The organism is Corynebacterium canis (assembly GCF_030408595.1).
Classification (GTDB): Bacteria; Actinomycetota; Actinomycetes; order Mycobacteriales; family Mycobacteriaceae; genus Corynebacterium; species Corynebacterium canis.
In genome coordinates this window covers 1,594,448-1,616,671 of sequence record NZ_CP047080.1, presented here as the reverse complement: position 1 = coordinate 1,616,671, position 22,224 = coordinate 1,594,448, and the positions used below count along the sequence as shown (strand labels likewise).

Here is a 22,224-nt window from a genome sequence, read left to right as displayed (position 1 = left end):
AAATCTGCACGTCAACAAGGGTTTTTAGGTCTCGTGTGCTAGGGTTTTCGATGTGAAATACAGACGTTTGCCCACGTGGTCGTGGGCTGTTCCAGCGGATCCGCCGGCGGAGCAGCCGGTGTTGAAGTCGGTGAAAACCCCGTTTTCACTGGCCTGGTCGATGTTGTGGGCGCACCCGCTGATCGCTTTCCTGGGTGCGTTGTTTTCTATGCTCCACCCCATGCTTGGCGCGGTGTTTTCCAAGATTCTCGGCTCCACCACTGATTATGTTTTTGGCCAAGCTTCCCTCGAGGCGGTGTTGTGGCCGTCGGTGATCTTGGCTTCGTTGTTAACGGTATCCTGGCTGATCGAGGCCACGGCGGACGCGTTGACTTCTACGGGAAATGTGCGCACGGTCCATTCGTTGCGGTTGGTTTTGACCCGTCTTCTTATGCGCGGCGCCCCTCGGACGCTGACTCCCGGCGAGGTGCTGAACACCGTCGATGAGGATTCCACGCAGCTCGGCGATCTGAAGGAGATTTTGAATTTCCCGATGATGATGCTGGGTTTCCTGATTGCGTCCGCCCTGGTCCTCGTCCCTATTTCGGCGAAGTTGGCGGTGTTGTTGCCGCTGGGTGGCGCCGCCACCGCCTGGGTTTCGTCGTTGACGGCGAAGCCGATTTCGCGGGTGTCGGGGCAGCGCCGTGAGGCGGAGTCCGCGGCGGTGTCGTTGGCTACTGATTTTGCGCAGGGCAGCCGGGTGGTCAAGGGCATGGGCGCGGTGCAAACGAGCGAGGAGCGTTTCGATGCCGCTACCGACCGCTCCCTGACCTATATGCTCGCCGATGCGCGCATGGTGGGCTACACCTATTTTGTCCGCCAGATCGTCCCGGTGTTGTTTATTATTGCGATTTTGGCGTATGCGGCGTATTTGCTGTTGCAGGGCGAGATTTCGCGCGGCGACCTGGTGACCATTACCTTGTTGGTGCCGCCTTCGTTGCAGGTCATGGGTTTTGCCTTGGGCTTTTTAACGGAGTTTTGGGCCCGCGGGACAGCTTCCGCCGAGCGGGTGCTGCATTTGACTGGTGATGTTCGTGGTGCCGAGGCGGAGCCCACCGCCGCGGAGGTCGCGTTGCCGGCCGTTGGGCTGGAGGTGTGGGCGCCGCAGTCTTCGGCTGGTAGGGAGGCGGCGCGCCGTCGTGCGTTGTCGTTGGTGGCGCATCATGGCGCGTTGTTCCCGCCGCATGCGGTGTCGGTGTTTGAGGGGACGTTGGCGGATAATGTGGGTTCCGGCCCGGGTTTGCAGGCCGCGAGCTGTGATGACATTATTCGGCGCTTGGGCGGCTACGGCCCGAACGGGGAGCTTCCCGACGCCCCGATCGGCGAGGCTGGCTTGAACCTTTCGGGCGGCCAGCGGCAGCGCGTGGCCCTGGCGCGCGTGTTGGTGATGGATCCGGAGCTGCTGATCCTGGACGAGCCGACCACGGGCCTGGATGCCGTGACCTTGCACAATGTGGCTACCCGCACCGCCGCGTTGCGCAAAGATCGCCGCACGGTGGTAATTACCACCTCCCGGGCGTGGCGTGCGGTGGCGGATCGGGTGTTGGAAGACGAGGAGTTGTTCGATGAAGGCTGATGCCCTGGCCCCGGCGTCATTTCGCGAGTCGAGGCGCTACCTGTCCACGCTGCCCGCCCGCCCGAACTGGCAGTGGTGGCTGGTCACCACCCTGGTGTTCGGCGTGGTGATCGTCTCTATGGTCGGTTCCTCCACCTTGCTGGGCCGCAGCGTGGACGAGGTGGAAAACCCGCGTCGGTTTATCACCATGCTGGTGATCGTGGCGGTGGCCATGTTGATCGAAACGGCCTGCCGCGCGTATGCGGGCTATTTGCTGCAATCGAAGGCGCGGATGCTGAGCGTGAATCTGCGCCGCGCCTGCTTGTCGGCTTCGCTGCGGGCCCCGATCCCGCAGATCATGGAGTTGGGCACGGGCAATGTGATTACCCGCCTGACCAAGGACATCGATACCACCATCCGCGTGTTTCAGGCCGTCGGCGTGCGCGTGGTGCTTACGGTTTTGATGTTCCCCTTTACCATCGTCGCGCTGGTGCTGATCCACTGGTCTTATAGCCTGGTGTTCGCCGTGTTGGCGTGCTTTATGTATCCGGCGGTCAAGCAGGTCACCCGCGAAATGCCGGAGGCCTCGAACATTGTTTCGTCCCAGGAGGCGCAGCGCAATAATCTGCTGTTGGATACCATTCGCGGCCTGCCCACCATTCGCGCCCTGAACCTGCAGGATTGGGCGACGCGCCGCATGGAAACGGCGAGCTGGAACGCGGTGCAAGCGTATTCGAATCGCATTCCGCTGATCACCCGCCTGCTCGGCTACGCTAATTTGGCGTATGGCTTCCTTACCTTGAGCTGTTTGGCGTTGTCCACGTGGATGGCGTATCACGGCCATATTTCGGTGGGCGAGGCGAGCGCGGCGGTGATCCTGGTGAGCCGCATGGAGATCCACGTGTTTAACGTGCTGTTTTTCGCCGGTGAGATCCAGTACGGGGCGACGTGTTTGGGCCGCGCGGTGGCCTTGGCGCAGCTGAATACCGAGCAAGATTTGCCGGAGCCGGAGGATTTCCTTTCCCCGCCGGAGGTGCAGGTGGATAACCTGTCCTACGCGTACCCGGGCGGTTCCCCGATCCTCAGCGGGTTAACACTGACGTTCGCAGCGGGTACGACCACGGCCCTGGTGGGCGCTTCGGGAGCCGGCAAGTCGACGTTGGCGGCGTTGATTGCGGGGTTGCAGCGGCCGTCGGCTGGGGCGGTGCGCATCGGGGGCGTCGATACGCGAAGTGTGCCGGATACGTGGACGGCGCGTCAGGTGTCAATGATCAGCCAGCAAGTGCACCTGTTTTCGGGGACGTTGCGCGACGATCTGCGCATGGCCGCCCCAGTAGACGACGCCACGCTTATCGACGCCCTGACAGCGGTAGGCTTGCACGGCGCTATGTTCGAACGCTGGTTGCCACACGGGCTGGACACCCAGATCGGCGCCGGTGCGGAAGAGCTCGCCCCGGAGGTGCAGCAGCAAATCGCGCTGGCCCGCGTCATTCTGAAAGACCCGCCGGTATTGATCATGGACGAGGCCACCAGCGAAGCCGGCTCCGAAAACGCGCTGGTGCTGGAGCGGGCGGCCACGCATGTGGCGCGCGGCCGAACCTCGCTGGTGGTGGCGCACCGCCTGGATCAGGTGATGGTCGCGGACCGCATCATTTTGATGGAGGAGGGGCGCATCGTGGAGGATGGCACCCACGAAGAATTGCTGGCCGCGGGCGGAAAGTACGCGAACCTCTTCGAGCGCTGGAATAATCCGGTACAAAAGTAGACATGAGTACTTACATTGATTCCCGGTTCCCTGGCCCCGACCCGTATGCGGCGATGCCGAAGCCTTCCTTCCCGCTGCATTCGAAAGACCTTTCCGATGGTGACGAGTTGCCCAAGGGCGATGTTTCCCCGCACCTGAGCTGGACCCCGCCGGAAGGCACCAAATCCATCGCTATCACCTGCTTCGACCCGGACGCCCCGACCGCCAGCGGGTACTGGCACTGGGCCGTGTTTAATATCCCGGCGGACATCACGGAGATCCCGCGCGGCGCGGGCGGAATCGAAGATTTGGGCATCAAGGGCGTGGTGACGCTGAAGGGCGATTCCGGCATTCGCGGTTTCTATGGTCCGAACCCGCCGGCGGGGCATGCGCCGCACCGCTATCTGTTCGCGGTGCACGCGGTGGATGTGGAACACTTGGATATTGACCCCGACGCTACCCCCACTGTGCTGGGATTCAACCTGTTCTTCCACTCCCTCGGGCGTGCGATTCTTTGGGGCTGGCACGAGAATCAGTAGACTGCCACACTTATGAGCGAGAATCGTGTTCCAGCCACTATTCGGATCGGCGGGGCGTTCGCCGCACTCGGGATCGTGTTGCTGATTTTCACCTTTGTGGAAGTAACCACCGCCGGCTGGCTGACCCCGTTTTCGGTCACCCCAAGGTTTCTTATGATTCTCCTCGCCGCCGGCCTCGTCGGGGCGTTCGCCACCGCTGGCGTTGCTAATTCGCGCAGCGTCGGCCAAGTGGCGGCGCTGGCGGTCGCACTGGTGTTGGTGGTGGCGGGGCGCCTCGTTCCAAACCCAACACTGATGATTATGGAACAGTGGTGGCTGCCCGCCTACGGCCTGCTGGCGCTCGCCTGCTCGTTGGTGCTGCGCCGCGCCGCCGTCTAATCCTTCCACTCCAAGCCGCTGCCGATGGCCTCCGAAATATTGGTCAGGCCATGGGCGCGAATCTGGTCCGCGATGCCTAGGTGGATATCGCGGATCCAATCCGGGCCGCCGTAAATCAACCCCGTGTAGCCCTGCAGCAGGGTGGCGCCGCTGGTAATGCGTTCCCAGGCCTGTTGCGGGGTAACAATCCCGCCGACGCTGATCAGCACCAGCTTGCCGCCCACGCGGGCGTACAAACGTTTGAGGATCTCCAGGCTGCGGGCCGCCACCGGGGGGCCGGAAATGCCGCCCGCGCCCATGGCCTCCACCTCGGCGGCCGGGGTGGTCAAACCGTCGCGCGAGATCGTGGTATTGGTGGCCACGATGCCGGCTAGGCCTAGCTCCACCGCGAGATCCGCGACGGCGTCCACGTCTTCATCGGAAAGATCCGGGGCGATCTTTACCAGCACGGGGATGGGCACCACTTCCTGCACCGCCACCAGGATGGGGCGCAGGGATTCCACGGCCTGCAGGTCCCGCAGCCCGGGGGTGTTCGGGGAGGACACATTGACCACGAGGTAGTCGGCGAGGCTGCCCAAAAAGCGGGCGGAGCAGCGGTAATCATCCACGGCGTCGGCGGCCGGGACGACCTTGGTTTTGCCGATATTAATGCCGATGATATCGCGGCTGCGGCGCCGCCGCAGATTGTCCGCTACGGCGGCCGCGCCATCGTTGTTAAAGCCCATGCGGTTTAGGATCGCTTTGTCGCGGGGCAGCCGGAACAGCCGGGGAGCGGGGTTGCCGCTTTGCGGGGAGGCGGTGACGGTACCCAGCTCCGCGTACCCGAACCCGATGCTCGACCACACGTCCGAAGCGGTGGCGTTTTTGTCGAACCCGGCGGCGAGCCCCAGCGGGCGCGGCACGGTGACCCCGAAGACGTTTTGGGAAAGCACCGGATCATCCACCGGCAGGAATTTCCCCAGCAGGCGGTTGACGGGGCCGGCGAATTGCAGGGCGCCCAGTCCATCGGTCATCAGGTGGTGAATTCGCTCGGGTTGGAGCAAAAACATGCCTTTCAAGGCGGTTTCATAGGCTTTGATTCGGAACGGATGTGCCATAGAGAAAAGTCCTAGCTCAATGCGTTTGTAAGGGTGTCAGCGTCCAAGACTTGAAGCTCGGAATCGCTGCCCACCAAAAGATTGCCGTCAGCGTCGATCGCCACCGCGCGGGCGTTTGCGATGGTTTTGAGTGTGCCTTTCTCCTCGGGAACACCAGTGTTAATGCTGTAGGCGGTGATCGTATTGGTCCCAGTAGACGCCACCCACACCACGTTGTTGTCCTTGTCCCAGGTCAAGCCCCAAGGGCTGTCCGCAACAGGGGCGGTTTGGTGTAGCCGGATCACGGGATCGAGCGTATATACGGCAAGCTGGTCACCGCTAGTATCGGTGGCGAACACCACGTCACCATCGCCCGGCGCGACCTTGCCCACACCCACTCCGACGCGCAACGCGGCCCCGTGCGTGCGGTCTTTCCACAACACGCCCTGGATGGCGGTCTGCTCCCGATTGATCGCGGCCACGGAGTCTGTCGGGGTAATAACCAGCTGGTCAGTGCGCTGGCCCACCGCGACCGTGTGCTGTTCATTGTTCGCAAAAATGGTGAGATCCCCGCGGTCCGTGCCGCCCGCAATCACCTCACCGGTGGAGGTCACAACAGCGCTGCTGAAGGGCCGCTCCCCGGTGAGTTTATTGTCCAGGCTGGGGTCCGCGGCGTCGATACGAAACACGTCGGTGCCGCAAGCCAGTACGAATGATGCGCCGCTCGCCGTGGGTTCCCCGCATTCGCCGTTGAGGTTCAGCGACTTTGCCTTGTCCGCGACGATATCGTCCAGGGAGCCGATGCGGAGGGTGGAACCTTGGACAATGGCAAGCGTTTTCCCGGCGATAGCAATATTGTTCGCCGCGATTTCGGACACTTTGCCGTCGGGTTTCGCGCCATCGGGGGAGCTCACAGGCGTGGCGTTTCCCATCGCCGCCGCTTGTTCTTCGCTTGCTTTGAGGGTTTCCACGCTGGAGCATCCGGCGAGCAATGCTGCCAAGAGTGCCACTGTTACTCGCATCTTCACAGTGCGTAATACTACAAGGAGATATCGTCTAAAGCCGCACGGATTGCACGCGGCACAGTTAAATCCTCGCTGGTATAGATTTCGTCCCACTGTTCGGGGGTGCGCGCGCCGACGATCACGGCCGTCACCTTTTCCCGCGCCCAGGCCACCGCCACAGCCGCCGGGGTCGCCTTTAGCCCCGCCGCCGCCGTCACCAACGCTTCCACGATTATCGACGCCCTGGCATCCAGGTATCCCTGCACCTCGGCGTTGCGGTCCGCCGACGCCCCTCTCGAATCCTTTGGAATGTTTGTGCGGTACTTGCCGGTAAGCACGCCCTGGGCGAGCGGCGCGCCTGCGAACACACCTACGCCTAAATGCTGGGCCGCCGGGATCAGTTCCTCCTCGGCGCGGCGCATGAGCAGGCTGTACTCCGTCTGGGCCGCGACGAGCGGAATCTCCGCCTCCGCCGCGGCGACCGCCAGCTGCCAGGCCGTGTAACTCCGCACGCCGGCGTAACGCACACGGCCCGTACGGACGGCCCAATCCAGCGTGTCCGCGACCTCCGCGGCGGGGGTGCGGGTATCCCAATAGCCGACGCTCCACAGGTCAATGTAATCGGTGCCAAGGTTGTTCAAGGTCTGGTCTAGGTGTGCCATGAGGCTACGGCGGGAACAATCAACACGCCGCCCTAAGGGCAATGCTGGGTTTACGCCGGCGCCGGCCGAAATCACCAATCTGGAGCGGTCGGCGATGGACAGCACAGGGCCTACAATTGCCTCATTATCTGGATTGACATCAACTAAAGTTCCCCCCGCATTGAGGAATCGACGAAGCACAGATTGTGCCCCATCAACCGTTGTCCACGTCGAAGTACCTAATCCGAGACGGGAAACACGGAGACCACTTGCACCCACGGTTTGTTCTCTCACCCCTCACACAGTAGTACGGTATTCGGGGTGACTACCTCAGCAGCGGAATCCATGAGTTGGATTCAAATCATCGTCTTATCCATTGTTCAGGGGCTTACAGAGTTTCTGCCCATCAGCTCCTCCGGGCACCTCCGCATTATTTCCCAGCTAATCTGGGGGCAAGACGCTGGCGCTTCGTTTACCGCCGTGATCCAATTGGGCACCGAGCTCGCCGTGCTGGTGTTTTTTGCCAAAGACATTTTCTATATTGTGGTCGGTTGGTGCAAAGGGCTCTTTAATAAAGAAGAACGCGGATTCGAATACCGCATGGGGTGGATGGTCATTGTGGGCACCCTGCCCGTGGTGATCCTCGGCGCCTTGGGCAAGGACCTTATCCGGGATGGGCTGCGCAACCTATGGATTACCGCCACCGTGTTGGTGCTGTTTTCCTTTGTGTTCCTGCTGGCGGAAAAATACGGCTCCAAGAAGCGCAATTATGAGGATCTGACCATGCGCGACGCCATCATTATGGGCTTCGCCCAATGCTTGGCGTTGATCCCCGGCGTGTCTCGTTCCGGCGGCACGATTTCGGCCGGCCTGTTTGTGGGCCTGAACCGCGAGGTGGCCGCTCGGTTCAGCTTCCTATTGGCCATTCCGGCGGTGTTTGGGGCGGGCATTTTCTCGCTCAAGGACGCCTTCGAACCGCAGGTTGGGCAGGCGGCGTCGGGCTCCCAATTGCTGGTGGGCAGCGCCATCGCCTTCGTGGTTGGCTACGCCTCTATCGCCTGGTTGCTCAAGTTCGTGGCCAGCAATTCTTTCGCCTGGTTCGCGGCGTATCGTATTCCGGTCGGTTTGGCCGTGATGGGTCTCTTAGCTACTGGCATGATCAGCGCAAGCTAAAGTATGTGGCATGTATTCGTGGCCTGAACCAGAAGTACCCAAGCTTGCGGGTGCGGCTGTACCTTTGCAATTGTTTGATACCGCCGACGGCGAAGTGCGCCCAGTGGTAGTGGACGGCACCGCTGGAATGTTTGTTTGTGGCATCACGCCCTATGATGCGACGCACCTGGGCCACGCTGCCACCTATATCGCATTCGATTTGATCTATCGGCAGCTGCTGGATAACGGGTATGACGTGCATTACGTGCAAAACGTCACCGATGTTGATGAACCATTGTTCGCCCGCGCCGAACGCGATGGCGTGGATTGGCGGGAGCTGGGCACCGAGCAGATCGACCTGTTCCGGTCCGATATGGAGCAGCTGCGGATTCTGCCGCCGCGCGACTATGTCAGCGTGATGCACGCCGTGGATGAGGTCATCGAATTGGTGAACCGCCTTATCGCCAGGGGAGCCGTCTACGAATTGGAGGGCGACCTTTACGCGAGCATCGACGCCACCAGCAATTTCGGCTATGAATCCAATTACGATCAGCCCACCATGCTGGCCTTTTTCGCGGAGCGCGGCGGCGACCCAGACCGCCCGGGAAAGCGGCACCCGCTGGATGCCCTCGTGTGGCGGAAATCCAAGGATGGCGAGCCCGAATGGGACGCGCCCTTTGGGCCGGGGCGGCCGGGCTGGCACATCGAATGCTCGGCGATCGCAACGAACCGCTTGGGGCCGAGCTTTGCCATTCAAGGCGGCGGCAAGGATCTGATCTTCCCGCACCACGAGTTTTCCGCGGCGCATGCGGAGGCCGCGCTGGGTTGCTCCCGCATGGCGGGCCACTATGTGCACGCAGGCATGCTCACCCTCGGCGGCCGCAAGATGAGCAAATCGCTGGGCAATCTGCTGTTTGTGTCCAAATTGGTGGCCGCAGGCCACGATCCGCGCGCTATCCGCCTGGGCATTATTTCTGGGCATTATCGGGCGTCCCGCGAATGGACCGAAGAATTATTGGCGGCGGCGGAGGAGCGCTTGGAGCGGTGGGAACGCGCCGTCGAAAAGCCCTCTGATGAGGAGGCGGCGCAGGAGCTTGTGCAATTGGTCCGCGCGTGCCTGGCCAATGACCTTGATACCCCGAGCGCCATCGCCGCGATCGACGCGTGGGCGGATGATATCTCCGGCGCTGGTTCCGGCGGCGAAATCGTCGGCGCGGCCCTCGATGCTTTGTTCGGTTTGAATATGCGCGGGGAAGAATGAATCAATTCGTGGAGGAATTCCTCGCAGATTTGGAGGCCTTTGCCACGGGCGCGTACCTCCGCGAAGAGGACAAGGAGTTCTGGGAACAACCGTACGATCCCGCCGCGGTGGTCGAATTGCGCGCAATCCTCGAGGGGTTTTTGCGCGGACCGGCTACTGTGGCGCGGGCCTCGGCATGCATCGAGCAATTGTGCGCCATGAATCGCGAGTACGGGGATGCGGTGATCGAGCCCGAGGAAGAGGCGGAACTGACGGCGTTTTTTCACCGCGTTCTTGCGGCGGCTGGCGTGATGGAAGAGGAGTTCAAAAGCCTGCCGGAATTTGAGTAGCGGCAGCACAGCGGGCGTACCGAGCGGTAAACTATGACAGAAACGGCTTACATACTAAGCTGTCTGTTTTATGAACCTCCTTGAAGCTCTCGATCGGCGCGTACTGATAGGCGATGGCGCCATGGGTACCCAATTGCAGTCCTTTGACCTCGACGTGGAAAAGGACTTTTTAGGGCTTGAAGGCTGTAATGAAATCCTCAACCACACGCGGCCGGACATCCTGAAAACCATCCACCGCGCGTACTTCGAAGCCGGGGCGGACTTGGTGGAAACCAATACCTTTGGCTGCAACCTGCCAAACTTGGCGGATTACGATATCGCCGATCGCTGCCGCGAGCTCGCGTATAAGGGCGTGGCGTTGGCGCGGGAGGTCGCCGATGAAATGGGCCCCGGCGCGGACGGCATCCCGCGTTTTGTGGTGGGTTCGATGGGCCCGGGCACGAAATTGCCGTCGCTGGGGCACGCGCCGTACGAGGACCTCAAGGCGTATTACAAGGAGGCCGCGCTCGGCATGGTGGAAGGCGGCGCCGATGCCATCCTCGTGGAAACCGCGCAGGACTTGTTGCAGGTCAAGGCAGCGGTGTTAGGCTGCCACGAGGCTTTCGACGCCCTGCACACCACCTTGCCGATTCTGTGCCACGTCACCGTAGAAACCACCGGCACCATGCTGCTCGGTTCCGAGATCGGGGCGGCGCTGACGGCTTTGGAGCGGCTCGGCATCAGCATGATTGGCCTGAACTGCGCCACGGGGCCCGCGGAAATGAGCGAGCATCTGCGCTACCTTTCGCAGCACGCAAATATTCCGGTATCGGTGATGCCGAACGCCGGCCTGCCTATCCTGGGTAAAAACGGGGCGGAGTATCCGCTGACGGCACCGGAGCTGGCGGTGGCGTTGCGGGATTTTGTTACCGAATACGGCCTTTCGATGGTCGGCGGATGTTGCGGTACCACGCCGGACCATATTCGCGCGGTGGCTTCGGCGCTGCGTGGCGTCACCCCTGCGCAGCGCAAGGTGAGCGAGGACGATAACGTGTCTTCGTTGTACACGACCATGCCGTTGACGCAGGATACCGGCATTACCATGATCGGCGAGCGCACCAATGCGAATGGTTCCAAGGCGTTCCGCGAGGCGATGCTTGCGGGGGAGTGGGAAACCTGCGTTGACATTGCCAAACAGCAGACTCGCGACGGCGCGCATATGCTCGACCTCTGCGTGGATTACGTGGGTCGCGACGGCCGCGCGGACATGGCGAAGCTGGCAGGATTGCTGGCCACCAGCTCCACGCTGCCCATCATGATTGACTCCACCGAACCGGCGGTAATCCAAACCGGTCTAGAACACCTGGGCGGTAGGTGCGCGGTAAACTCCGTGAACTTCGAGGACGGCGACGGGCCCGATTCCCGCTACCAGCGCATCATGCGCCTGGTGAAAGACCACGGCGCGGCGGTGGTGGCGCTGACCATCGACGAGGAGGGCCAGGCCCGCACCTGCGAGAAGAAATTGGAGATCGCCTCGCGGTTGATCGACGATATTACGGGTTCGTGGGGTTTGGAGCAGCAGGATATTATTGTGGACTGCCTGACCTTCCCCATTTCCACCGGCCAGGAGGAAACCCGGCGCGATGGAATCGAAACTATTAACGCCATCCGTGCGCTCAAGGAAAAGTACCCGCGGGTGCACACCACGCTCGGTCTTTCGAACATTTCTTTTGGCTTGAACCCGGCGGCGCGGCAGGTGCTGAACTCCGTGTTCCTGCACGAGTGCATCGAGGCCGGCCTGGATACCGCGATCGCGCATTCCTCCAAGATTCTGCCCATGAACCGAATCGATGAACGGCAGCGCGAAGTTGCCCTGGACATGGTCTACGACCGCCGCGCCGAGGGCTACGACCCGCTGCAGGTCTTTATGGAATTGTTTGAGGGCGTATCTGAGGCCGACGCCAAAGACGCGCGCGCCGAAGCCCTCGCCGCCATGCCGCTTTTCGAACGTTTGTCACAGAGGATCATTGACGGCGATAAGAACGGCATTGAGATCGATCTGGACGCCGGTATGGAGGAAAAAACCCCGATCGAGATCATTAACCAGGACCTGCTCGGCGGCATGAAAACCGTGGGTGAGCTGTTTGGTTCCGGCCAGATGCAATTGCCTTTCGTGCTGCAATCCGCGGAAACGATGAAGACCGCCGTGGCGTACCTCGAAAGTTTTATGGAGGCCTCCGACGACTCCGGTGGCAAGGGAACAATTGTTCTGGCGACGGTAAAGGGCGACGTTCACGATATCGGCAAAAACCTGGTGGATATCATCCTTTCCAACAACGGCTATAACGTGGTCAACCTTGGCATTAAACAGCCCGTGGCCACCATTATTTCCGCAGCTCGCGATCATGGTGCGGACGTCGTGGGCATGTCCGGTTTGCTGGTGAAATCCACGGTGGTTATGAAGGAAAACTTGGAGGAAATGAATAGCGCTGGCGCGGCGGATATCCCGGTGCTGTTGGGCGGCGCGGCGTTGACCCGCACGTACGTCGAAAATGACCTTACGGAGGTGTATCAGGGCGACGTTCACTATGCGCGCGACGCGTTCGAGGGCCTGCGCCTGATGGACGAGATCATGGCGATCAAGCGCGGCGATTTGGCGGCGGTGGATCCGGAGGCGCAGCAGAAACGTGAGGCTCGCCGAGCCCGCCACGAGCGTTCGAAAAGAATTGCGGATCAGCGGAAGGCTGCGGCGGCCCCCGTGGAGGTTCCGGAGCGCAGCGACGTTGCAACAGATGTTCCAGTGGCAGCGCCGCCGTTTTGGGGGACGCGCATTATTAAGGGCTTGCCGCTCGCCGAATATTTGCCCACGCTCGACGAACGCGCCTTGTTTATGGGGCAGTGGGGGCTGAAGGCGGCGCGCGGCGGCGACGGCCCCGACTACGATGAGCTTGTGGAATCGGAGGGTCGGCCGCGGTTGCGCGCGTGGATCGACCGCCTGAAGTCCGAGGGCATTCTCGACCATGCGGCCGTGGTGTACGGCTATTTCCCCGCCGTTTCGGAAGGCGACGACGTGCTGATCCTGAGCGAACCGGAACCGAATGCACCCGTTCGCGCCCGTTTTTCGTTCCCTCGTCAGCAGCGCGGACGTTTCCTGTGCATCGCCGATTTTATCCGTTCGCGTGTCGACGCCGCGGCCACCGGCACCGTGGACGTGTTGCCGTTCCAGCTGGTCACCATGGGCCAACCCATTGCGGACTTTGCTAATGAGCTGTTTGCCGCCCACGAATACCGTGATTATCTGGAGGTGCACGGTATCGGTGTGCAGTTGACGGAGGCGTTGGCGGAGTATTGGCACGCCCGCGTGCGATCCGAACTCTCGTTCGCCGATGGTGGTTCCGCTGGCGATGAGGACGCGGCCGATAAGCGGGGCTTTTTCAACCTCGAGTATCGGGGTGCGCGTTATTCGTTCGGCTATGGTTCCTGCCCCGATTTGGAGTCACGCCGCACGATGGTGGAGCTTTTGCAGCCCGAACGTATTGGCGTGCATTTGTCGGAGGAGTTGCAGCTGCATCCGGAGCAGTCCACGGACGCGTTTGTGCTTTACCATCCTGAAGCGAAGTACTTCAATGTGTGATGGCACGTGGTTTAGAAGGGTATGTCTTCGGCACCTTCGAACGAGGGTTTTCGTTTGAGGTGTTTGGTGAGTCGTTTTAATTTGTGGTTAACCGTGTAGCCCCACCTTCCGATTCCGTTGTTTATTGGTGGTTTTATGTTGTCATCTGCTTGGGTGTGTTTGCCCCAGCGGGTGGAAACGGCTTTTGGGTTGCCTCGGATGCCGGCGAGGATCCCGGTTGGCATGGATATTGCGATCCGACCGTCGGGGAAGTACCAGGTGGATACCCCGTATTCGTTCATGGTGGTGCGGATTCGCCGGTCGGTTTTCGTATTGTGGTGTTCCGTGCACAGGCTTTGCAGGTTTCCGGCGGAGGTCCAGCCGCCGGCGCCGTGGTTGATCACGTGATCCATTTGGCATTTCAGTGCGTCGCGGTCGCACCCGGGGTAGCGGCAGGTTCCATCGCGTAGCCGCACTACGGCGCATTGCGCTGCGGTGGGCACGTAGCTGTCTCGGAGTTGCTGCGCAGTTTTGGTTATCGAATGATAATGTTTATGGAGTTTTGTGAGGTTGGCTTGCTGGTCTTTGGCGAGTTCGCCTGCGCCAACGATGTGCGTGGGGGTGGGGTCGTGCGAGGTTTTGGCAAAACCCACCAGCGTGATGGAGGTTTGGGCGTTTTCGTTGCAGATGCGGTGCATCGCCTCGGAGCGGGAAATGCGTTCTCGGTTCACTAGGTTGCAGATGCTTTGGTCGAGCCGCAGGATCTGATCGCTCGGGCCGATCCAGGTAAAACCGCTGAGCCCCGGGGTGTGGGTGGGGAACGCTTCGGCGCTGGTGGTGCAGGTTTCGTCCCGCTCGTCGCTGCCGGTGATATTGAGGCGAATAAGGTAATCCGAAAGCTGGCGCCGTAAATGCTCGGGGCGCGGCAGCGCCTGGTGCTCAAACCTTGCGGTGGTGATTTTTACCAGGAAGGCGTCAACCTTGGCCATCACCGTATAGATGCTTTCGTGTTCCGGGAGGAGCGGCTCGATCGTCCGCAGCACGGCGGTGAGTTTTTGGAAATGCTGATACTCCAGGTGCGCCTTGCTGATCACGTGCTCCTTGAAATCTGGGAGCCACGTGTGCAGGTAGTGCATAAACAGCAGCCATTGTTCAGCGCGGTGCTGTGAAATACCCATTTCCACGCCGACGCGCCCGGCATGCTTGTTTAGGCATTCCGTGTTCCCCATTTTTGCGTATTGTTTCAGGTACGCCTGCAATTGCAACCTATTGGCGGCGCGCTGCATTTTGGAGGCTTCGCACGTTGGATCCTCAATAGTGTAGTAGGCCAACCGTGTCCGCTTGGGCTTGCGCCCAATTACTCTCCGCAATGTGATGCACCCCCTTCAAGGCCGTTGTGCAGTGTCTGTGTGTGGATTCCGATGCTGTACACAGCCCTCCCGATCCGGCTGCTAACACATATACTACCCCTACAGCAATTCCACCACCACCCCCAGGGGTAGCGATTTTCGCAGCTCAACCGAGATTTTTTCGCGCGCACAGCTACGTTGCGCAAAATTGAAACGGGGTGGGTCGCGGCGTCGAAAAGCGGAAGTATTTTATGGGTAAACCTATTGCGCGGAGGCGTTTGCGGGTATATTTACGTGCGTTGTAAACGTTTTGGAATGTAAGGAGTTACTGCGATGGGAATTTTCGACGCCGCGAAGCAAAAGGCGCAAGACGCGCTTAAGAGTGAGCAAACTACCGACACTGTTCTGGATAAAGGCGAAGAATTGGCCAAGAATAAGTTCGGTGCAGATAAAGCCGATCAGGTTTCAAAGGCTCGCCAAGTGATTGACGATAAGGTGGGCGAATAGCATTTATTCGTTGCCTCTTCGCATTATGTCTGCACCGTGCGTGTACGGCATAATGTCCGTATGACTTACCAACACGGAATTAATGCGTATGGCACTACGGATCACGTCTATTTAGAGTTTGATCTTGTGCAAGGCGCCGATGCGAAAGAGGCTATCGGTAAACTCGCCGCGGCCGTCAATCTGCCCACCACCGTTGGCGCAAACGCGGTCGTCGGCGTGCGTCCCGAGCTGTGGGCGGAGCTTGCCGACGCCGCGAACGTACCAGCGAATGTGCACGGCTTCAACGAGCCCATTCGGGGCGCCGACGGGTATGAAATGCCGGCTACGCAGCATGATGCTTGGCTGTGGGTTGCCTCCGCGTCGCGTTCGGAATCGTTTAATGTGTCCCGCCATATCCTTGATAAGGTCGCCGGGCTGCTCGATATCGCCGATGAGACTGTCGGATGGGTGTACGAAGGCAACCGCGACCTTACCGGTTTTGAAGACGGTACCGAAAACCCCGGCGCGCTGGAGGTCCCGAGCGTGATCGCCGTGCCGGCGGGCGAACCCGGCGCTGGTTCCTCCGTGTTGCTCTTCCAAAAGTGGCCACACCTAGTGAACAAGTGGGCGAAACTTTCGGTGGATAAGCAGCAAAGCGTGATCGGCCGCACCCGCGCGGATAGCGTCGAGCTGCCCGAGGAAGCCATGCCGGAAAGCTCGCACGTGTCCCGCACCGTGGTGGAGCACGATGGCGAGGAGCTGGAGGTGCTGCGCCGCAATACTTCCTATGGTGAGCTGCGCGAACACGGCACCGTCTTCGTCGGCTTCTCCTTCGATCAGTGGCGCCTCGAGGAAATGTTGCGCCGCATGGCGGGCGCTGTGGATGGCCCGCGTGACGCGCTGACGTACTTTGCCGACGTGGTCAGCGGCTCCTGGTACGTGTGCCCTTCGGTTTCGGCGCTCCTCGCCATTGCCGAAACTGTTGGCGAAGACGCCGAGGAGGACTAAGTCTCCGGATCCCGAACGGGAGCATCGAAGGTTTCCCACGCAAACCTTGGGTCTTCCGTCGGGATTTTTTGCGTGTGGAAGTAGGCGAGCGCGCACTTGGTTGCCTCGCTGCGCGTCACCACATACTTCGGTTCGAACTGGCCTTCGTTGCCTCCGGCGACCACGGTGATGCGTTCCGTCGCGTGTGTGTTGGGGTTGGTGAGGTTGTGGATCGTCTCCGATTCCGCGCTGGTGATCACAAAATGCTCCGGTCCGCCGGCGATCTGCAGCAGGTTATCGTCCGCAACCACGAACGATAGTAACGTGTGTTGCTCGCCGTCGAGGCGGTTGATCAGCGGCGGGATTTCCGTATCGTCGCTGAGCACGAGTTCGTCTTGGGTGCAGGTTTCACCGTGCCAGTCATCTAAGAATGCTTGCATTGTTTTTCTCCTCTGACCTCGATTAATGCGGTGGATTGTGCGGGCCCGAACCAGGTGCGTTCGGCTGGCTATTTTGGAAGTGCCGCGGCGCGGTTCAAAAGATCGGGTATGCCCCACGGGCTGTGTATGTAGTGGACCGTGGCGTGACGGCCAAACTTTTGGATCAAGCGTTTGATCCGAGGAAGGTGCTTGATGCGGTAACTGAGCAGCCAACGCCAATATTCGCCGTTTTCCTTACCGCGGCGCACGGTGCGCCACGCGCAAATTCCGAGCGGATAATCCAGCACCATAATCGTGTCTGCGGCTGCAATTCGGGCGCCTAGGTCCTTATCGTAGGGGCCCAAATCGCCATCGATAATCCAGGAATTTTTGGCGATTATTCCGTCTTGTATTTTGCGCCATTGTTCCGGCGGTGTAGGGGAGAGGTTGGCTTGCCAGAATATGGAATCCAAATTGATGTGTTCGATTTGCAAACGGTGTGCCAGAGCTTGAGCAAGCGTGGATTTGCCTGCCCCGCCTCGGCCCAAGATAAGTACACGTTTCATAGCATCACTGTACCGAGAATATAAGTTGAGTAGTAGTAATTACGAAGATGTTTAATTGCGGACCGCAAAATTACACTCAAGCGACCATGTAAAACCGCGAGGTAAGCTAAGAATTATGCTAAAAGCAGTTTTATGGGATATGGACGGCACGCTGATACAATCCGAGCCGCTATGGGCCCAAGCCACATTTGAGATGAGCGAAATAATCGGCAGGCGCCTAACCCCAGAGTTGCACCTCACAACCATCGGCGGCACCTTCACGCACGCACTGAAAGTTTGTTTGGATCACGCGGGCGCCGAATGGTCCGCCGAAACGCACGAACATTACTTCGAATGGATGCACACGCGTATGGCGCAACTGATTCCCCACGCGGAGATCACCCCGGGCGTCCCCGCGCTTCTCGACGCCCTCGCCAGCGAGCAAGTGCCGTGCTTCGTAGTCACCAACACCGCGCGCAGGCTTGCCGACGGCGCGATAGCCAGGGTCGGCGCGCACCGCTTCGCTGGCAGCATCACGGGTGACGACGTCGCGCGGGGCAAGCCGGACCCAGAAGGCTACACCGCCGCGGCCCTCCAGCTGGGCGTACGTTCGGATGAGTGTTTGGTTTTCGAGGATTCGGCGGCGGGCATGAGGGCCGCGCGGGCGGCTGGGTGTTGCGTCATCGACGTAACTAAATTGCCCACGTTTGAGGGGGTGGGAGTCTCTGACTTGCGCCAATGGTATGAAACAATGTCCACCGTGAAAAATTTTGACTCGCTGTATTCCGAGCTTGTTGATCGTGCGGCTTCTCGCCCCGAGGGTTCCGGCACCGTCGCAGCACTTGATAAGGGTGTTCATGCGTTGGGGAAAAAGGTCATCGAGGAGGCCGGCGAGGTGTGGTTGGCCGCCGAGTACCAATCGAAAGAAGAGCTGGCGGAGGAAATCTCGCAGCTATTGTATTGGACCCAAGTCATGATGGTGGCGCGTGGCGTGACTCCTGACGATGTTTATAAATACCTCTGAGGTTGCCAACAATGCTTAAAGTTGCTGTTCCGAATAAAGGTTCGCTGTCTGAGGCGGCGGTGGAGATCCTGCGTGAGGCAGGCTACGTCGGCCGCGGCGATTCGAAATCCCTCACGGTCATAGACAAAACCAATAACGTCGAGTTTTTCTTTCTGCGTCCGAAAGACATTGCCATCTACGTCGCGAACGGGCACCTTGATCTCGGCATCACCGGGCGCGATCTCGCGGCGGATTCGATGGCTGATGTCAGCGAGATTCTGAGTCTGAGTTTCGGCGCCTCTACGTTTCGTTATGCCGCGCCGCGTGACCAGGACTGGACGGTGGACATGCTGCACGGCAAGCGCATCGCTACCTCTTATCCAAACGTTGTTCGGAAAGACCTAGCCAAGCGTGGCATCACCGCGGAAGTGATTCGGCTGGATGGCGCGGTGGAGATTTCCATTAAATTGGGCGTGGCGGATGCCATCGCCGACGTGGTTTCTACGGGGCGCACGCTCCGCCAGCAAGGATTGGAACCTTTCGGCGAACCGCTGGTGGATTCCGAGGCCGTGATCGTGGGGCGCAAAAACGCTCCGATCACCCCCGAACAGCAGGTTTTATTGCGCCGGGTTGAAGGCATTCTGCACGCGCAGAACTTCCTCATGCTGGACTACAATGTGCAACGCAACCTGCTCAAGGAAGCCACGAAAATCACGCCGGGGCTTTCGGGCCCCACGGTGTCTCCGCTGGCACTTGAGGATTGGGTTGCGGTTCGGGCCATGGTTCCAAAGTCCGAAGCAAATGCGATCATGGATGAGTTGGCGGCGCTGGGGGCCCGCGCGATCCTCGCTTCCGAGATTCGCATCGCACGTATTTAATGCGCCGCGGCACGGGGGAGGTGCCGCGCGCTACCATCGGGGGTGTTCCAGGGGTGTGAGAAGACCGTAAAACGCCGAGATTTTCGGCTGCAAATGGTCTCACCGGACCCCGCTTCGCGTGATCCTTCCAAAATGGCGCAAAATGTTATCACTAGCAGCAATAAGTGGTTGTTACCAGGCGTACAATCGGTAGTGTAAGTCCCCGCACCGATTCCCATGGAGGTACACCGCTCATGAGTAAGAGGAAGGCGCAAACAGCCGCCGAAGACACCAAGGTTGATTCACAAGAAAAGCCTGTTGCACCTGCGGAACCCGCAGCTGGCGCACCAAGCCAAGCTTCGAACAAATCGGGGAAACCGGGGTTCCGTATCGAGGAGGATCTGCTCGGCAAGATGGAAGTCCCCAATGATGCGTACTACGGTGTGCATACATTGCGGGCCATCGAAAACTACCAGATTTCGCGTACGACCATCAATCAGGTTCCGGAGTTTATTCGGGGCATGGTGCAGGTCAAGAAGGCGTGCGCATTGGCGAACCGCAGGTTGCACACGCTCCCTGGCAAAAAGTGCGAGGCGATCGTATGGGCGTGCGATGAAATCTTGGAGCATGGTCGCTGCATGGATCAATTCCCGATCGACGTGTTCCAGGGTGGCGCTGGCACCAGTTTGAACATGAATACTAATGAGGTGGTCGCCAACCTAGCGCTCGAATACTTGGGCGAGCCGAAGGGTTCCTATCACATCATTAACCCCAATGATGATGTCAATATGAGCCAGTCCACCAATGACGCGTACCCCACCGGTTTCCGCCTCGGCGTGTACGCGGCTATGCAGGAGCTCATCGTGCGTTTCGACGCCCTGCAATCGGCGTTTAACGCCAAAGGCTCGGAGTTCATGGACATTCTGAAGATGGGTCGAACCCAGTTGCAGGATGCCGTGCCTATGACTCTTGGCGAGGAGTTCTTGGCCTTTGCCCACAACCTGGCTGAAGAGCAGGCGATCCTGCGTATGTCTGCGAATCGTTTGCTGGAGATCAACCTGGGCGCTACCGCTATCGGTACCGGTGTGAATACCCCGGCCGGGTATCGGCACCAAGTGACGGCTACCTTGTCCGAGGTCACGGGCCTGGAAATGAAGTCGGCGCGAGACTTGATTGAGGCGACCTCTGATACGGGCGCATATGTGCTTGCTCATGGCGCGGTGAAGCGTGCCGCGATGAAGCTTTCCAAGATCTGTAATGATCTGCGGCTGCTGTCGTCGGGTCCGCGTGCCGGGTTGAACGAGATCAACCTGCCGCCGCGCGCCGCTGGTTCCTCGATCATGCCGGCCAAGGTGAACCCGGTGATCCCGGAGGTTGTCAACCAGGTGTGCTTCAAGGTGTTTGGCAATGACTTGACCGTGACCATGGCCGCCGAAGCTGGCCAGCTGCAGCTGAATGTCATGGAGCCGGTGATCGGTGAGGCCTTGTTCCAGTCCATCCGTTTCCTTGGCAACGCTGCGGAGACGTTGCGCACCAAGTGCGTTGTGGATATCACTGCAAATCCGGAGGTGTGCCGCCAATACGTGGATAATTCCATTGGCATTGTCACGTATCTGAACCCTTTTATCGGGCACCATAACGGCGACATGATTGGCAAGGAGGCCGCCGCAACCGGAAAGTCGGTTCGTGAATTGGTCCTGGAAAAAGGGCTTATGGATGAGAAGACTCTGGACCAGGTTCTTTCCAAGGAAAACCTGATGCACCCAGTCTTCCGCGGGAAATTATACTTGGAGAACTAGGAAAAGGGCCCCGCATTGGGGCCTTTTTCGGTTCCGCGGAAGGAGGGGATGTTTCGTGTAGCTAAGGATGTCGTCTGCTCACATCATAATCTGAAGGAGTAAACGTGTTTTTAGTTTTATGCATTCTAATCGTTATCGGGGCCATTGTTTTGGGGGCCCGGTTGGGTTCTGTGGCGATCGGCCTCGCCGGCGGGCTAGGCGTGTTGCTGCTCGGCCTCGTTGGCGTCCCAGTAACCCGAGACGATATTCCCTTCGATGTCATCGGCATCATTATGACGGTGATCGCCGCAATCGCGGCGATGCAACGTGCCGGAGGCATGGATTACTTGGTGTTCGTAGCGGAACGCGTATTGCGTAAACGTCCCCGTTACGTTACCTATTTGGCACCGTTGGTGACCTATTTAATGACCCTATTCGCAGGCACCGGGCATACCGCGTTTTCCACATTGCCGGTGATTGCGGAGGTGGCAAAGGACGGGAAGGTACGCCCGTCTCGCCCGTTGTCTATTGCGGTGGTTTCCTCGCAGCTAGCCATCACGGCATCGCCAATCTCGGCGGCGGTTGTGTTTATGGCTTCGCTTATGGAGCCGCTGGGCGTCGGATATTTAGAGTTACTTGCGGTGGTTATACCAGCAACATTTTTTGCGATATTCCCAACCGCATTTGTCACAAATAAATTGGGCAAAGAACTCGAAGATGACCCCATCTATCAGCAAAGATTGGAACAAGGTTTAGTCAAGCAGCCCAAGGGTTCAGATTATGTTCCCACAAAGGCGGCGCGCCAATCCGTATGGATTTTCCTCGCCGCCATTGTGATCGTGATGTGTTATGCAACAGCGATCTCGGAACAGGTCGGATTGATTACTGAACCGACATTGCCGCGTAATGAGGCGATTATGTCCATTATGTTGGCGACAGCAACCGTAATCACCATTGTGTGCCGCATTCCCGCCTCGGAAATCGCAGGTACACAGGTGTTCAAATCGGGCATGTCCGCGTGCGTGTGCGTGATGGGCGTGGCCTGGCTCGGCACGACCATTATCAACGCCTACATTGAGGACATCAAGGTGCTTTCCGGCAACGTGTTGCAGGCGTACCCGTGGATGCTGGCCGTGGTGCTATTCTTCGCCGCTGCCTTGCTGTACTCGCAGGCCGCGACGGCGAAGGCGCTGATGCCGGCCGCATTGGCGGTGGGCGTTTCACCGCTGACGGCCATAGCATCGTTCGCCGCAGTGTCCTCGCTGTTTGTTCTCCCCACGTATCCGACATTGCTTGCGGCTGTGGAAATGGATGATACCGGTTCCACACGGATTGGAAAGTTTGTATTCAACCATTCCTTTATCATTCCGGGTACTTTGTGTATCGCCCTTGCCGTCGCATTCGGGTTCCTTTTTGGGTCCATTATTTTGTAGTCGACTGCCACAGAGCGGGTTGCCTTGAGCAGCCCGCTTTTCGACGCCGCGCCCGCC

General features: G+C 59.6%; 20 protein-coding genes and 1 pseudogene. 15 read left to right on the top strand and 6 right to left on the bottom strand.

Translation table 11 applies throughout. The features are described 5' to 3' along the window. Nucleotides 1-52: 52 nt before the first annotated feature. Genes CCANI_RS07105 through CCANI_RS07090 form a run of 4 tightly spaced genes read left to right on the top strand, consistent with a single transcriptional unit; the run spans nt 53 to nt 4,255 of the window. Nucleotides 53-1,615 carry an ABC transporter transmembrane domain-containing protein gene (locus CCANI_RS07105; protein WP_281284985.1) on the top strand — a complete coding sequence of 521 codons (1,563 nt, stop codon included), beginning with the start codon at nt 53-55 and terminating at the stop codon, nt 1,613-1,615. Beyond that, nucleotides 1,605-3,359: an ABC transporter ATP-binding protein gene (locus CCANI_RS07100; RefSeq protein WP_146323178.1), complete on the top strand. Its 1,755-nt coding sequence runs from the start codon at nt 1,605-1,607 to the stop codon at nt 3,357-3,359. The genes CCANI_RS07105 and CCANI_RS07100 overlap by 11 nt, the downstream gene beginning before the upstream one ends. 2 nt (nt 3,360-3,361) lie before the next feature. Then, nucleotides 3,362-3,877, top strand: coding sequence for a YbhB/YbcL family Raf kinase inhibitor-like protein (locus CCANI_RS07095; RefSeq protein ID WP_146323177.1), 516 nt, complete (start codon nt 3,362-3,364; stop codon nt 3,875-3,877). Nucleotides 3,878-3,889: 12 nt separating this feature from the next. Continuing rightward, nucleotides 3,890-4,255, top strand: a complete 366-nt coding sequence (locus CCANI_RS07090) for a hypothetical protein (protein WP_146323176.1) — start codon at nt 3,890-3,892, stop codon at nt 4,253-4,255. Here CCANI_RS07090 and CCANI_RS07085 read toward each other — a convergent pair. The 3 genes from CCANI_RS07085 to CCANI_RS07075 are packed head-to-tail and all read right to left on the bottom strand — an operon-like array spanning nt 4,252 to nt 7,270. Continuing rightward, complete coding sequence (locus tag CCANI_RS07085; RefSeq protein WP_146323175.1) at nt 4,252-5,352, bottom strand: quinone-dependent dihydroorotate dehydrogenase; 1,101 nt, start codon at nt 5,350-5,352, stop codon at nt 4,252-4,254. The genes CCANI_RS07090 and CCANI_RS07085 overlap by 4 nt on opposite strands. Nucleotides 5,353-5,363: 11 nt before the next feature. Beyond that, nucleotides 5,364-6,353, bottom strand: coding sequence for an SMP-30/gluconolactonase/LRE family protein (locus CCANI_RS07080; RefSeq protein WP_146323174.1), 990 nt, complete (start codon nt 6,351-6,353; stop codon nt 5,364-5,366). 17 nt (nt 6,354-6,370) lie between these two features. Then, nucleotides 6,371-7,270 (bottom strand): aldo/keto reductase, encoded by a 900-nt coding sequence (locus CCANI_RS07075; RefSeq protein WP_146323173.1) that lies wholly within the window; start codon nt 7,268-7,270, stop codon nt 6,371-6,373. Nucleotides 7,271-7,321: 51 nt separating this feature from the next. Between CCANI_RS07075 and CCANI_RS07070 the strand changes: the two genes are divergently transcribed. The 4 genes from CCANI_RS07070 (at nt 7,322) to metH (ending at nt 13,331) form a co-directional block, all read left to right on the top strand. Next, nucleotides 7,322-8,149 (top strand): undecaprenyl-diphosphate phosphatase, encoded by an 828-nt coding sequence (locus CCANI_RS07070; protein WP_146323235.1) that lies wholly within the window; start codon nt 7,322-7,324, stop codon nt 8,147-8,149. Nucleotides 8,150-8,159: 10 nt separating this feature from the next. Then, the gene (mshC, locus tag CCANI_RS07065; protein WP_146323172.1) at nt 8,160-9,389 is read left to right on the top strand and encodes a cysteine--1-D-myo-inosityl 2-amino-2-deoxy-alpha-D-glucopyranoside ligase; all 1,230 of its coding nucleotides are present in this window, start codon (nt 8,160-8,162) and stop codon (nt 9,387-9,389) included. Beyond that, on the top strand, nt 9,386-9,718 hold the full coding sequence (locus tag CCANI_RS07060) for a hypothetical protein (protein ID WP_146323171.1): 333 nt from the start codon (nt 9,386-9,388) through the stop codon (nt 9,716-9,718). Before mshC ends, CCANI_RS07060 begins: the two co-directional genes overlap by 4 nt. A 70-nt stretch (nt 9,719-9,788) precedes the next feature. Then, a complete protein-coding gene (gene metH / locus CCANI_RS07055) occupies nt 9,789-13,331 on the top strand; it encodes a methionine synthase (protein WP_146323170.1) in 3,543 nt (1,180 codons plus the stop codon). 11 nt (nt 13,332-13,342) lie between these two features. On the opposite strand, the gene CCANI_RS07050 is transcribed toward metH, so the two are convergent. Then, nucleotides 13,343-14,641: an HNH endonuclease signature motif containing protein gene (locus CCANI_RS07050; RefSeq protein ID WP_146323169.1), complete on the bottom strand. Its 1,299-nt coding sequence runs from the start codon at nt 14,639-14,641 to the stop codon at nt 13,343-13,345. Between the two features lie 351 nt (nt 14,642-14,992). Between CCANI_RS07050 and CCANI_RS07045 the strand changes: the two genes are divergently transcribed. Further along, nucleotides 14,993-15,166, top strand: a complete 174-nt coding sequence (locus tag CCANI_RS07045) for an Rv0909 family putative TA system antitoxin (protein ID WP_146323168.1) — start codon at nt 14,993-14,995, stop codon at nt 15,164-15,166. Nucleotides 15,167-15,226: 60 nt separating this feature from the next. Further along, on the top strand, nt 15,227-16,153 hold the full coding sequence (locus tag CCANI_RS07040; RefSeq protein WP_146323167.1) for a Dyp-type peroxidase: 927 nt from the start codon (nt 15,227-15,229) through the stop codon (nt 16,151-16,153). Here the strand turns inward: CCANI_RS07040 and CCANI_RS07035 are convergent. Both CCANI_RS07035 and CCANI_RS07030 read right to left on the bottom strand, forming a co-directional pair. After that, on the bottom strand, nt 16,150-16,572 hold the full coding sequence (locus CCANI_RS07035) for a hypothetical protein (protein ID WP_146323166.1): 423 nt from the start codon (nt 16,570-16,572) through the stop codon (nt 16,150-16,152). The two genes, CCANI_RS07040 and CCANI_RS07035, sit on opposite strands and share 4 nt — an antisense overlap. A gap of 68 nt (nt 16,573-16,640) precedes the next feature. After that, nucleotides 16,641-17,117 (bottom strand): P-loop NTPase family protein, encoded by a 477-nt coding sequence (locus CCANI_RS07030; RefSeq protein ID WP_146323165.1) that lies wholly within the window; start codon nt 17,115-17,117, stop codon nt 16,641-16,643. Nucleotides 17,118-17,232: 115 nt separating this feature from the next. On the opposite strand from CCANI_RS07030, the pseudogene CCANI_RS07025 reads away from it, so the two are divergent. The 5 genes and pseudogenes from CCANI_RS07025 to CCANI_RS07005 all read left to right on the top strand — a co-directional run. Further along, nucleotides 17,233-17,769: pseudogene (locus CCANI_RS07025) on the top strand (HAD family hydrolase); the annotation flags it as partial. A 78-nt stretch (nt 17,770-17,847) separates the two neighbouring features. Then, nucleotides 17,848-18,120: a phosphoribosyl-ATP diphosphatase gene (locus tag CCANI_RS07020; RefSeq protein ID WP_246118141.1), complete on the top strand. Its 273-nt coding sequence runs from the start codon at nt 17,848-17,850 to the stop codon at nt 18,118-18,120. Nucleotides 18,121-18,131: 11 nt separating this feature from the next. Continuing rightward, on the top strand, nt 18,132-18,977 hold the full coding sequence (gene hisG, locus CCANI_RS07015; protein ID WP_146323163.1) for an ATP phosphoribosyltransferase: 846 nt from the start codon (nt 18,132-18,134) through the stop codon (nt 18,975-18,977). Between the two features lie 233 nt (nt 18,978-19,210). Next, complete coding sequence (aspA, locus tag CCANI_RS07010; protein WP_146323162.1) at nt 19,211-20,755, top strand: aspartate ammonia-lyase; 1,545 nt, start codon at nt 19,211-19,213, stop codon at nt 20,753-20,755. Nucleotides 20,756-20,859: 104 nt separating this feature from the next. Further along, nucleotides 20,860-22,167: an anaerobic C4-dicarboxylate transporter gene (locus CCANI_RS07005; protein WP_146323161.1), complete on the top strand. Its 1,308-nt coding sequence runs from the start codon at nt 20,860-20,862 to the stop codon at nt 22,165-22,167. Nucleotides 22,168-22,224 lie beyond the last annotated feature (57 nt).